Here is a 12602-nt window from a genome sequence, read left to right as displayed (position 1 = left end):
GAAGAAGGTATGGACACAGAAATGCCGAACAAGACGATCCAAAGAACTGCACTTATTCTTGTTGTATGCTACACTTTCGTTCTGCTGTATTGGATGTTCTTCGCTTTCGGCCGGACTCATCTGGAGGCGGAGGGCTACCGGTATAATCTGATTCCATTCCGAACAATCGAGCACTTTATCGAGATTCAATCGAAATATCGAATGTCGTCCTTCATTAACCTGATCGGGAATGTCGCCGTATTCGTCCCGTTCGGTGTGCTGTTGCCGCTTCTCGCTCCCTATTCGTTAAGGCGATGGACGGCTCTTTATTCTATTGGCATTAGTGTGTTGGAGCTGCTGCAGCTCTTGACGAAACGAGGCATGCTTGACATTGACGATCTGATATTGAACGTCGCCGGATTTCTGATCGGGTACGGTATGCTGGCATTGATTCGCAAGGTTCGGTAATAAAAAAAACGCTCATCGGAGATGGCTATTCGCCATTTCGATGAGCGTTTGTTCCATTTGATCTATTATTGCAGGATAGCACCCATGCTTGCGTTCGTAACGAGCTTGGAGTAGCGAGCGAGGTAGCCTTTCTTCACCTTCGACTCGAAGCCTTGCCATTCTGCCTTGCGGCGTTCCATTTCTTCATCGTCGATGAGCAGGTTGATCGTTCGGTTGTTCAGATCGAGCTCGATCTCTTCACCGTCGCGTACGAATGCGAGCGGGCCGCCTTCAGCTGCTTCCGGCGAGATGTGGCCGATGCTGATGCCGCGCGATGCGCCGGAGAAACGGCCGTCGGTGATGAGGCCGACTTTGGCGCCGAGACCCATACCCATAATTTGCGAAGTAGGAGCGAGCATTTCAGGCATGCCTGGGCCGCCCTTCGGTCCTTCGTAACGGATAACGACGACATGACCTTCTTTGATCTTGCCGTTCGCGATGCCTGCGAGGCAATCTTCTTGCGAATCGAAGCAGATTGCAGGGCCTTTGTGGTAGCCGCCGACCGACTTGTCGACTGCGCCGACTTTCACGATACAGCCTTCAGGAGCGATATTGCCGAACAATACAGCCAGACCGCCGCGTTCGCTGTGCGGGTTGTCGAGCGTATGAATAACTTCCTTGTCCAGGATGTCGCAGCCTGCCACGTTCTCGCGAAGCGTCTTGGCCGTTACGGTCATGCAGTCGCCGTGAAGCGCGCCTTCCTTCTTGAACAGCTCGTTCAGTACGGCGCTTACGCCGCCTGCATTGTGTACGTCCTCGATATGCCAGTCCGATGCCGGTGCGATCTTCGCCAGATGCGGCACGCGGTTCGCCACTTCGTTAATGCGGGAGATCGGGTAGTCGATGCCGGCTTCATGAGCCAGTGCAAGAGTATGAAGAACCGTGTTCGTCGATCCGCCCATCGCCATGTCGACTGCGAATGCGTTGTCGATTGCTTCTTTGGTCACGATGTCGCAAGGTTTGATATCCTGCTTGATCAGCTCCATCAGCTGACGAGCGGATTTCTTCACGAACTCTTTGCGCTCTGGAGCGACAGCAAGAATCGTACCGTTGCCTGGCAGTGCAAGGCCGAGTGCTTCAGCCAAGCAGTTCATCGAGTTAGCCGTGAACATGCCGGAGCAGGAGCCGCAAGTCGGGCAACCGAATTGCTCGAGCTCAGTGAGGCTCTTCTCGTCGATTTTGCCGGATTGGAACGCGCCAACGCCTTCGAAAACGCTCGACAACGAGATCGAACGGCCGTCGGACGTTTTACCCGCTTTCATCGGACCGCCGCTGACGAAGATCGTCGGGATGTTGATGCGCAGAGCTGCCATCATCATGCCTGGCGTAATTTTGTCGCAGTTCGGAATACAGACCATGCCGTCGAACCAGTGCGCGTTAACGACCGTCTCGACAGAGTCTGCGATAATTTCTCGGCTTGCGAGCGAGTAACGCATGCCGATGTGGCCCATTGCGATACCGTCGTCTACGCCGATTGTGTTGAACTCGAATGGTACGCCGCCTGCTTCGCGGATCGCTTCTTTAACGAGCTTGCCGAATTCTTGCAAATGCACATGTCCTGGAACGATATCGATATACGAGTTGCATACCGCGATGAACGGTTTGCCGAAATCTTCTTCTTTAACGCCTGCTGCACGGAGCAAGCTGCGGTGCGGCGCCCGATCAAAGCCTTTTTTGATCATATCGGAGCGCATTCTGTTGTTTTTGGCCGACATTGAAGTCCCTCCCATGAGTTTGTCCATAGCAAATAGTTTACCACAACGATAGGTTCGTGACCACCGGAAACGTGCGCCGCTGCTGGGCTTGACGCCAATATCTTAACGATCTGTTAAGATATCCTTAAACATCGTTAATCTGTTAGGCGCCCGAGGGACAAAATAACAGCGTTCGGTGTATAGTAGGGTTGATCCATTCAGAAGGTTCGGATTAGGTTAAAACGAGGTGAAGAGCGAGACGATGAACCGCACCATATTGATAGTTGATGATGACCGCCAGATCGCGGAGCTTATCGATATTTATTTGCGAAATGAAGGCTTCGAGACGAAGATCGCCGGAGACGGTGAAGAAGCGCTCCGGATGATCGAGGCGCAGCCGTTCGATCTCGTCGTGCTGGACGTTATGATGCCCCGAATGGACGGTCTTGAACTGTGCCGACATTTGCGCAAGGAGGAAGCGATTCCTATCCTGATGGTGAGCGCGAAGGCGGAGGATATGGACAAAATAATGGGACTGATGACCGGGGCCGACGATTATATGACGAAGCCATTCAATCCGCTGGAGCTCATCGCACGCGTGAAGTCGCTGCTGCGCCGCTCGTATCAGTACAGCCGCCCGGCCAAAGCGGAGGACGAGAACATCTTGTATATCGGCGGACTGCGGATCGACCGGATGACGCATAAAGCCGAAGTCGACGGGAAGCCGCTTCATTTGACTTCGACGGAATTCGGCATCCTTTACTTGCTTGCGAGCCAGCCGGGGCGGGTGTTCAGCGCGGAAGATATTTTTCAGCAGGTATGGGGCGAACGGTATTTCGAATCGAACAATACGGTGATGGTGCACATTAGCAAGCTGCGGGATAAGCTGGAGCAGGAAACCGGCGACAAGCTGATTACGACCGTATGGGGAGTCGGGTACAAAATCGATGCATAACCATATCGTGCTGCGTATGTCGCTGCGGCTTGTCTGGCATATGGCGCTCGCTGCGGCATTAGCTTTCCTAACCTTCTTCCTGCTGCAATCCGTCGGGCTTCAGCTTCTCGTTCAGTATCCGTCGCTGTATTGGAAAGTCGTGCGCCTAGCCAACCGGATGGACAGCATGTTTACGCCTGCGCTTGCCATCGTGATTTATTTGTTCTATTTCCTGCTGCTGCAGCAACGCCAGTTCCGGTATCTAGCGCGCATTAGCCGTTCCGTTCATTACATTGCCGAAGGCAACTTCGACCACCGCATTCCGATTCGCCAGAGCAGCGAACTGACGGATCTAGCCGAAATAACGAACCGGATCGTCGTTGGCATGTCGGAGACGCTGGATAACCAGCGAAGATCGGAGCAAGCGAAAAATGAGCTTATTACGAACGTATCCCATGATCTTCGTACGCCATTGACGTCCATTATTGGTTATCTCGGATTAATTGAGCAAGACCGGTACCGCGACGAAATCGAGCTGCGGTATTTTGTACAGATTGCGCATGATAAAGCGAAGCGGCTTGGTGTGCTGATCGAGGATTTGTTCGAGTATACGCGTATGCGCCACGATGCCGTACCGTTGAAACGTTCGGAGTTCAATCTGATTGAGATGCTTCGCCAGTTGCTGGTTCAATATCAGGTGTCGTTATCCGACGCCGGGCTTCAAGGCTCACTTCGGACGGAAGAAACGAATGTGATGCTGTTCGCGGATGCCGATAAGCTGGTGCGCGTGTTCGAGAATTTGTTTGCGAACGCCATCGCCTACGGCCGCGAAGGCAAGAAGCTCGATATTACGGTCCGGTGCGAAGGCGGTTTCTCAGTGACCGAAGTCATTAACTACGGCGAGCCGATTCCTTCCGTCGATCTGCCCCACATCTTCGACCGGTTCTACCGGGTGGATAAGTCGCGTACGGAAAAAGAAGGCTCGCGCGGCTCCGGCCTCGGGCTCGCTATTGCGAAGAGCATCGTCGAACGCCACGGCGGCACGATCAGCGTCGTGAGCGATCCATACCGGACTGCATTTATTTTACGGCTGCCTATTCATATTTAGCGGTAGGCGTCAGGAGTCAGGAGTGAGCCTCCCTAAACGATCTCGGCAGATTCGCTCGATTGCATTTCGTACAATGAAAGCAGACGCGTGATGTGAAATGGTGGGATTGATTGTATTTCATACAATGGAAAACCAATCGTTAACGGTAAATTCAGGGTTTTGTGCCATTTGACCCGACTCTCGGTTGTACGAAGTACAATGAAGGAGCTTGGACGAGTGGCGCATGCCGGATTTCCTTGTATGAAATACAACCTCCAACGAGAGTAATTGATGATCCATATAACTACCAATAGCTTGATACCTCGCTCGATGCGCTAGAGAAGAAGAGGCTCCATATAGTCGCTGAATACATTTATTTTCATATAATCAACACTCGTCCAAATGTAAACCAATCTTAAGGTTTTCTTATGAAACGGTTATGGAACGGTTGCGGAAACGTTAAGCTGTGTTTCGTATGATGGAAACATTAGATAACGTTCGGAGGTAAGGTTCCATAATGAAAAGATGGGTGCTGCTCGCAGCAGCAATTGGCGTGCTGCTATGGATGATCAGAGTGACGGATTGGCCATTAGGCCATCAGTCTTTGAAGGTAGAGGCCAAGGCGGCCATATTGATCGATGCGAATACGGGTAAGACATTGTTTGTTCAGCATGCGGATATGCCGCTGCCGCCAGCGAGCATGTCCAAAATGATGACGGAGCTGCTTGTGCTGGAATCCGTTCGTGCAGGACGAATGAATTGGGACGAACAAGTGACGGCGTCCGGTTATGCTTCTTCCGTACCAGGGGCGGGAGCGGGACTTAATCAAGGCCAAAGCTACTCCGCACGCGAGCTGTTCGAGTCGATGGCCGTTCATTCGTCGAACGATGCCGCAGTTGCGCTCGCCGAGCATATTGCCGGGACGGAGAAGCGATTCGTCCAATTGATGAATGACAGGGCGAAGCAAATTGGTTTGTCAGATGAGGCGAAGTTCGCGAATGCGACCGGACTGAGCAGCGCTGATCTGGCTGCTTTTACGGAGGCAGCCTCGTCAGGAGAAACGTCGCTTACCGCTAGAGACGTCGCGCTGCTTGCCCGCTATCTGATTCGATCCTTCCCGGAAGTGCTGACGACTACGTCGCGGCCTGCGGTTGGGGATACCGAGAGCCAGAACGGCGTGCTACGCACGACGAACCTGATGCTGCCTGGCGAACGGTTCGCTTATCCGGGCAGCGACGGGTTGAAGACGGGCTACACGGAGCGGGCGGGCTACTGCTTCACCGGTACGACGGTCCGCGGCAACACTCGGCTAATCGCAGTCGTTATGGGAACAGATACGGCTGACGAAAGGTTCGTGGAGACGGAGCGGCTCTATGAGCTTGGCTTCGGCGAGAAGCAGAGCGGCGGAAGATCGCTGGCTGCCGGACTGTCACGGCGGTTGAAGGTTGCGCTTGGACCTTAATAAGGATGACGAATAGCGTCGATCTCGGAGCTGTCATAGCTCCGAGACGGCGCTTTTTATTTGAATTCGGGTAAGGAAATGGGATGCGAGGACTAGCGTCTTCGCGTTTCTGTTGCTTTGCTCATAGATTCCTATGTAGGATTCCATAATTCTCTCTTCTAATATAAAGTTGGTAGTATATGACAGGGAAGATGATGACCGTACAGAGGAGGACGTTCATGACCATTGTGATCATGAATCCGATGAATGACGCGCATTGCCGGCATATGGCCAATCGTCTGCAAGCGCTCGAAGCGGATTTCATAGAGCTTGAGTCGCCGCTGACGAACGATTATGCCCTGCAGGATGGCGTTCTTTATTACAATGGAGTACCGATTCGAGAGGTGTCATCCGTCTTTTTCAGAGGGGTGATGTCGCACAATCCAGATTACTTTCAACTGGAGGACCCGCAGCGCTTCGACGTTCAGGTCCAATTCGGAGGAAGAGCAGAGGCAATCCGAGGGTGGCTGCGGATTATGCATGAGCGAGGCGCGATAGTCGTCAATCCTCCTTCTCAAGCGTCCAAATACTATCAGCTGTACAAGCTTCGCACAATCGGAGTCACGCTGCCGTCTACGTGCATTACTTCATCAGTCGGCATAGCACGTGCATTCGTGGTGCGTATTGGAGGGCAAGCCGTCTGCAAGCCGCTGCCTGGAGGCAGCTTCTGCCGACGGGTTGACGAGTCGTTCTGGTCCAGTCTGCGCGATGCGGACACATTCGGTGAGCCTGTTATTTTCCAAGAAGAAATCGCAGGCAAGGACGTTAGGGTTAATATGCTAGAGGGCCAAGTGCTGTCAGCGCACATTATTGTTACGTCGCATGAGGATATTCTCGATTACCGCACGGATCCGAATTATTTGGACGGTGCGATCACATATAGGCAAGTGTGTCTTCCGGACGAGGTCACCGATATGTGCGATCGGGCGATGAAGGCTCTTGGACTACGATTCAGCGGCATCGATTTGCGGCTGACGCCGGAAGGCCGATTCGTGCTGATCGAATGCAACAGCATGCCGGCGTACTTGGATATCGAGAGGAAGACAGAATCGCCGATTACGGATGGCATTATCGAGTATCTTCGACAATATGATTCCGTCGTGTCCACGCCTGGAGATGGCGTACTGCTTGAGTTTCACAGCAGCGATTCGATTGGAATGAACAAGCCGGTAGCTACGCCATTATTCCCTTACTGCGAAGTCATGAAGCAATGGTCCGAGCAAATGCTCACCCAACAGCGTGTCATTATGCCGATGAACGTGGAGCAGCAGGAGCAGTTCTGGCAGCAAACCGGCAAGCGAGTCAAGATGATGGAGGTTGAGCGTTCCGGCCAGGAGGTCAGAATATCGAGAGTATGGTAAGGATGGCGCTACAATAATTTGTGCCTATAAGAGGAGGAATTGTGATGAAGATTATGTTTGATGCTGCCCAGCAAGAAACGTTATCGAAAGGATTATGCTTGAACGCGGAGATGGTGGAGCTTGATGAGGCCGGCATGAAGGAAGTGAAAGGCGGCATTGCGCCAGGCGGCTGCGTCATCCTGCCGAAGAAACCGCCGATCTATACGACGCTTGCGCTTGGCGAAGAGGACGGCGGTCCAATCGCCACGACGCTCGCAATCGGTGAGGAAGACGGCACGGGTCTGCAGTAGTACTGAAGAACGAACGAAGAGGATTTGACTCAGCTGCCTTTTACAGGTGAACGAATAGGCCGTTCTGGTCCGCTTGCTTAGCGGGGAGAACGGCCTTGCCTCGTTCGATATGGCGGCTTAACGATCCATTAATAGATCAATTCGTCATTCACCGGAATATGGTTGCGAGTGCAATAATCGTGATATTTCTGAATAACGGTATAAATATCGTCTTGCCCGCCGAATTGATTGTTCTCGTCAAAGTATTGAAGCGTTCCGCTCAATATGAATAACGCCACGACTTCTTCGTCTTCGGAGATGAGCGTATGGATATCGCCCGGCGGTTCGAAAATAAACGTTCCTGGAACTGCGGTCCAGTCGCGTTCCGCATACCGCCATCGTCCTTGCAAAGTGTATCCGATTACGGAGCCTCCCGTATGCCGATGCCTGCCCAATACTTGATTGCTCTCAACACGGAATAGATAGATCCATGTTCCCGTGCTAAGATCGAAGCGTAATGGCTTGAAGAAACAGGTTTCTTCATCGTTAAAAGGAACCCATGGCAGATGCTCGATATGGACTAAGCGTTCCGGCAATTGCAGCTTCTCCGCTAATCGAATAACGGACTCCGATATCAGGTCATTCATATCGGTTGCTGTTCACAGCTTCTTGGACCCGAATCTTCATCTGCTCCCGCCATTCGTCTTCCAGAATCGCATAATAATACTCGTCCATCCATTCATTGTCCCCGCGAGGGATACATTGTTTGAAATACCCTTCTCTCTGCATGCCGATCTTCTCCATGACCCGGTACGAAGGCGGATTGTCCGGCTGGCAGGTCGCAATCAGCCGATGAATATTCATTGTGCCGAAGGCGTAATCGAGTACCGCTTGAGCGGCCTCAGAAGCGTAGCCTTGGTTGTAGTAACCGGAATGAAACACCCAGCCAATCTCGTAAATGTGGTCATTGTGATAGCGGTGAAACACGATGTGTCCAATAATCCGGTTCTCCTTCAATAGAACAACCGGAAAATGCTCCGCCTTGCTCTCATCCGAATGGTGTTCCACGAACCGCCGCGTATCGTCTTCGGTCATAACGCCGCCAGGTATATATTTCATCACTTGTTCGTTAGAGGTATAAGCGTGCACCGCTTCCCAGTCCGTTGGTTCAAAGCGGCGAATATGTAATCTTGGAGTCGTAAGCTGCATGTGGAGGCCCCTTCCATTAATCTTTATCTTAGGTTTAAGAAAAAGTATACGGAATTGTTCGGAACCGAAATGAACGATTCTTGCTTTATTAACAGCGTGATATTAAAAAAAGAGGTTTTCAAATTTAGAAGTTTTTGGTTTACTGAAGGCATAAGCAATTCGCGGTCTCAGATTATCATTCTACACATATGACGGAGAGCATCTATGCATACACCATTGAAACAGACGGTTTCAGCAGCTGTCGACTATATTGAGCTTCATATGAAGCGCTCGGTCACATTGGAGGATGTGGCGGATGCGGTATATATGTCGAAGTTTCATCTTCACCGGTTGTTCAAGCTGGCAACGGGCCGGACAATGGCCGATTATATTCGAGGACGTAAGCTGGCCAGCAGCTTCGAGCTGCTGCTAGACTCTGCCGTTAGCTTGCTTGCCGTTAGTATCGAATACGGATTTGAGCATGAACAGTCGTACATACGGGCATTCAAACGGGAGTTCGGCATAACGCCGGGCCAATACCGCCGCACAGGACAGGACCAGTTGAAGGTAACCGAGAAGCTGGACATCGAGATGATGACGACGATTGGCAGCGGCGACGGCGCTATTTTTCAACCGTATTATGTCGTTCAGCCGGCCATTCTGCTTGCGGGGAGAAAAAGCATCATCTATTACCGCGACAACGAGGAAACGTACGAAGCGAATTCGAAGGCGAATGTTTTCTATGAGCAAGACTGGCCTCGAATCAAGAATAAAATTGTAGGCAGCGTGTATATCGGGCTGACCACCGAAATGACGCATGACCGCAGCTGCTACATGACAGCAGCGAGAGTTGCGGCATTCGACGGTCTGCCGGACGATCTGGACAGCTATGTCGTGCCGGCTAATCAATATGCGGTGTTCCGGTACGTGTGCAGCTTCCACCCGAGCCGAATTACAGTAGACCATTTGGACCAAATATGGTCATTTATCGAAGACTATTGGCGGAAGCATTCCGTCTACGTATGGGCGGACCGTTATTATTTCGAATGGGTCGACGAGTCGATTGCGAGCGAGGAATACGGGGAGCTTGATCTGTATTTGCCGGTCAGATTGAGAGAGTAGAAGGGGAGAGCTGTTGGCGAAGCGTTTCTGGTCTGGTTAACGAATCCTATGAACGCTATTTCCCGCAAAAACGGGGTTCTGAAATCGTAACGAATGCTAGAAGCGTTATTTGGGTGTGTATTGATTTTTTAGCTGCAGCAGCTCCCAAATAGCGTTTTCTGGATTCGTTAGAATTAGATTTGTTCTCAAATCGGTGAAATAACGCTTCTGGAGTTCGTTAGATTTTGCTAAGCATCGTTCACATCATTATCGTTCGCGTCAGCAGTACCCTTAAGCAGTAATAACAGGATATAACAACAGTCCGCCCCAAGAAATACACGAGTGAAACGAAGCAGCTTATCTCCTATTCTAGCAGGAGAGGCTGCTTTTTTTGTTGTGTGAGCACGCCAACTTGTGTCACATTATCGAACATAAAATAACGTTTCGATACGGAATCAGTAGGAAATTGATCACTTATGTTATAAAACCTAACATAAAACTGTTTACAGTTTATATTCCGCCTACTATAATGTTGGTAAGTTATTCCGCACCCCGCGGAAAGATGCCATGTGAATGAAGAGGTGAATTATGCAGCTAACGGAACGCGAGAAGGAAAAGCTGCTCATTACGGTTGCGTCCGACCTGGCCCGGCGCCGGATGCAGCGGGGCGTAAAGCTGAATTATCCGGAAAGCATCGCGATTATTACTTCCGAAATCATGGAGGGCGCGCGCGACGGCCGTACCGTTGCGGAATTGATGGCGTTCGGAACGACCATTCTGAAGCGCTCGGAAGTGATGGAAGGCGTCGCCGATATGATTCATGAGGTGCAGGTCGAAGCGACGTTTCCGGACGGCACGAAGCTTGTGACGATTCACCATCCGATTGGAGAGTGAGAAGCATGATTCCAGGCGAATACCGCACGGCTGCAGGCCATATCGAATTGAATGCAGGGCGGCAGACTGCAGAAGTCATTATCGTTAATACGGGAGACCGGCCGGTGCAGGTCGGTTCACACTTTCATCTATTCGAAGTAAACCGTGCGCTTTCGTTCGACCGGCGGGCTGCGTTCGGGATGCGGCTTGATATTCCGGCAGGCACGGCTGTCCGGTTCGAGCCGGGTGAGGAGAAGCCGGTGCAAATCGTCGAGTTGGGCGGAGCGAAACGGTCTTTCGGCTTGAACGGGCTGACGCTGGGCGATGCGGCGCGCGGGGCTATAAGGGAAGAAGTAAGCACACGGCTGGACGCATGGGAGGGGAACGCGTAGATGAGCAGCATCGACCGGAAAAGCTACGCCCAAATGTTCGGTCCGACGACTGGCGATGCGGTACGGCTGGCAGATACAGAGCTGTGGGCCGAGATCGAGTATGACCATACGGTATACGGCGACGAGTGTAAATTCGGCGGCGGCAAAGTCATTCGCGACGGCATGGGCCAGTCGAGCGGCGCGCTTCGTGACGATGGCGTGCTCGATACGCTTATTACGAATGCGGTCATCATCGACCATTGGGGTATCGTGAAGGCGGATATTGGAATTAAGGACGGCGTCATCGTCGGCATCGGCAAAGCGGGCAACCCGGACATTATGGACGGCGTGACGCCGGGCATGACCGCAGGAGCAAGCACAGAAGTTATCGCAGGCGAGGGCAAAATCGTCACGGCTGGAGGCATCGATTCGCATATTCATTTCATCTGCCCGCAGCAGATCGAGACGGCGCTCGCCTCCGGCGTGACGACAATGATCGGCGGCGGGACGGGACCGGCAACCGGGACGAACGCGACGACGGTAACGCCGGGAGCTTGGCATTTGTCACGCATGCTGGAAGCGATCGAAGCGTTCCCGATGAACATCGGACTGACGGGCAAAGGGAATGCTTCGTTCACCGGACCGCTCATCGAGCAGATCGAGGCGGGGGCGATCGGGCTGAAGCTGCATGAAGATTGGGGGACGACGCCGGCAGCGATCGACGCTTGTTTGACAGCAGCGGACCAATACGACGTGCAGGTCGCCATTCATACCGATACGTTGAATGAAGCGGGCTTTCTGGAGGATACGCTAGCCGCATTCAAAGGGCGGACGATCCATACGTATCATACGGAAGGCGCCGGCGGCGGCCATGCGCCGGATATCATCCGGGCGGCAGGCGAGCTGAACGTGCTGCCGTCTTCGACGAACCCGACGCGGCCGTTCACGGTGAACACGATCGAGGAGCATCTCGACATGCTGATGGTATGCCATCACCTCGACAGCCGCATTCCGGAGGACGTGGCGTTCGCCGACTCCCGCATTCGTCCGGAGACGATTGCGGCGGAAGATATTTTGCACGATATGGGCGTGTTCAGCATGATCAGCTCCGACTCCCAGGCGATGGGCCGCGTCGGAGAAGTCATTATTCGTACCTGGCAGACCGCGGATAAAATGAAACGCCAGCGCGGACCGCTAACGCCTGACACGGAGTCGAGCGATAACTTCCGCATTAAGCGTTATATTGCGAAGTATACGATCAATCCCGCTATTACGCATGGCGTCTCGCATCTCGTCGGCTCGGTGGAGCCCGGCAAGTTCGCGGACCTTGTCGTCTGGAGCCCGATGTTTTTCGGCGTGAAGCCGGATCTTGTGCTCAAGGGCGGGAGCATTGCCTATGCGCAGATGGGCGATCCGAACGCGTCGATTCCGACGCCGCAGCCGGTATGGGGACGTCCAATGTTCGCCTCATTCGGCAAGCTGCTCGGAAGCAGCTCGATTACGTTCGTCTCTCAAGCAGCGTATGACGGAGGCGTGAAGGAGCGGCTCGGCTTAACCAAACGAGTCGAGCCCATCCGCGGCTGCCGCTCGATCTCGAAGAAAGACATGATTCATAACGATGCGACGCCGCGCATCGAGGTCGATCCGGAGACGTACCGCGTAACGGTGGACGGAGAGCTTGTGACGTGCGAGCCGGCCGACGTGCTGCCGATGGCGCAGCGGTACTTCCTGTTCTAA

At 52.8% G+C, this 12602-nt stretch carries 13 protein-coding genes; 10 read left to right on the top strand and 3 right to left on the bottom strand.

Annotated features, from left to right (window positions below; translation table 11 throughout):
- Positions 1-9 precede the first annotated feature (9 nt).
- Positions 10-447 carry a VanZ family protein gene (locus tag PKO01S_RS02160; RefSeq protein WP_246070412.1) on the top strand — a complete coding sequence of 146 codons (438 nt, stop codon included), beginning with the start codon at positions 10-12 and terminating at the stop codon, positions 445-447.
- A gap of 65 nt (positions 448-512) precedes the next feature.
- Here PKO01S_RS02160 and ilvD read toward each other — a convergent pair whose 3' ends face one another.
- Positions 513-2201, bottom strand: a complete 1689-nt coding sequence (gene ilvD, locus PKO01S_RS02155) for a dihydroxy-acid dehydratase (RefSeq protein ID WP_127529651.1) — start codon at positions 2199-2201, stop codon at positions 513-515.
- Between the two features lie 241 nt (positions 2202-2442).
- Here ilvD and PKO01S_RS02150 point away from each other — a divergent pair, with 241 nt between their 5' ends.
- The 5 genes from PKO01S_RS02150 (at position 2443) to PKO01S_RS02130 (ending at position 7353) form a co-directional block, all read left to right on the top strand.
- Positions 2443-3135 (top strand): response regulator transcription factor, encoded by a 693-nt coding sequence (locus PKO01S_RS02150; protein WP_127529650.1) that lies wholly within the window; start codon positions 2443-2445, stop codon positions 3133-3135.
- On the top strand, positions 3128-4222 hold the full coding sequence (locus PKO01S_RS02145) for a sensor histidine kinase (protein ID WP_127529649.1): 1095 nt from the start codon (positions 3128-3130) through the stop codon (positions 4220-4222). The genes PKO01S_RS02150 and PKO01S_RS02145 overlap by 8 nt, the downstream gene beginning before the upstream one ends.
- A 496-nt stretch (positions 4223-4718) precedes the next feature.
- Entirely contained in the window at positions 4719-5663 is a 945-nt protein-coding gene (locus tag PKO01S_RS02140; protein ID WP_127529648.1) for a D-alanyl-D-alanine carboxypeptidase family protein, read from the top strand.
- A gap of 218 nt (positions 5664-5881) precedes the next feature.
- On the top strand, positions 5882-7063 hold the full coding sequence (locus PKO01S_RS02135; protein WP_164779440.1) for an ATP-grasp domain-containing protein: 1182 nt from the start codon (positions 5882-5884) through the stop codon (positions 7061-7063).
- 44 nt (positions 7064-7107) lie between these two features.
- Complete coding sequence (locus PKO01S_RS02130; protein WP_127529646.1) at positions 7108-7353, top strand: hypothetical protein; 246 nt, start codon at positions 7108-7110, stop codon at positions 7351-7353.
- A 128-nt stretch (positions 7354-7481) separates the two neighbouring features.
- On the opposite strand, the gene PKO01S_RS02125 is transcribed toward PKO01S_RS02130, so the two are convergent.
- A complete protein-coding gene (locus PKO01S_RS02125; protein WP_127529645.1) occupies positions 7482-7979 on the bottom strand; it encodes a 2,4'-dihydroxyacetophenone dioxygenase family protein in 498 nt (165 codons plus the stop codon).
- Complete coding sequence (locus tag PKO01S_RS02120; protein WP_127529644.1) at positions 7972-8541, bottom strand: GNAT family N-acetyltransferase; 570 nt, start codon at positions 8539-8541, stop codon at positions 7972-7974. Before PKO01S_RS02120 ends, PKO01S_RS02125 begins: the two co-directional genes overlap by 8 nt.
- A gap of 204 nt (positions 8542-8745) precedes the next feature.
- Here PKO01S_RS02120 and PKO01S_RS02115 point away from each other — a divergent pair, with 204 nt between their 5' ends.
- From PKO01S_RS02115 to ureC, 4 genes are all read left to right on the top strand, one after another.
- Positions 8746-9642, top strand: a complete 897-nt coding sequence (locus PKO01S_RS02115) for an AraC family transcriptional regulator (protein WP_127529643.1) — start codon at positions 8746-8748, stop codon at positions 9640-9642.
- Positions 9643-10209: 567 nt separating this feature from the next.
- Positions 10210-10515 (top strand): urease subunit gamma, encoded by a 306-nt coding sequence (locus PKO01S_RS02110; RefSeq protein ID WP_127529642.1) that lies wholly within the window; start codon positions 10210-10212, stop codon positions 10513-10515.
- Between the two features lie 5 nt (positions 10516-10520).
- The gene (locus PKO01S_RS29245) at positions 10521-10886 is read left to right on the top strand and encodes an urease subunit beta (RefSeq protein ID WP_127529641.1); all 366 of its coding nucleotides are present in this window, start codon (positions 10521-10523) and stop codon (positions 10884-10886) included.
- Positions 10887-12602 carry an urease subunit alpha gene (gene ureC / locus PKO01S_RS02100; protein WP_127529640.1) on the top strand — a complete coding sequence of 572 codons (1716 nt, stop codon included), beginning with the start codon at positions 10887-10889 and terminating at the stop codon, positions 12600-12602.

The organism is Paenibacillus kobensis NBRC 15729 (genome assembly GCF_004000825.1).
Classification (GTDB): Bacteria; Bacillota; Bacilli; order Paenibacillales; family Paenibacillaceae; genus Paenibacillus_T; species Paenibacillus_T kobensis.
The sequence above is the reverse complement of the archived record's forward strand: the minus strand, read 5'-3'. Positions and strand labels throughout refer to the sequence as shown.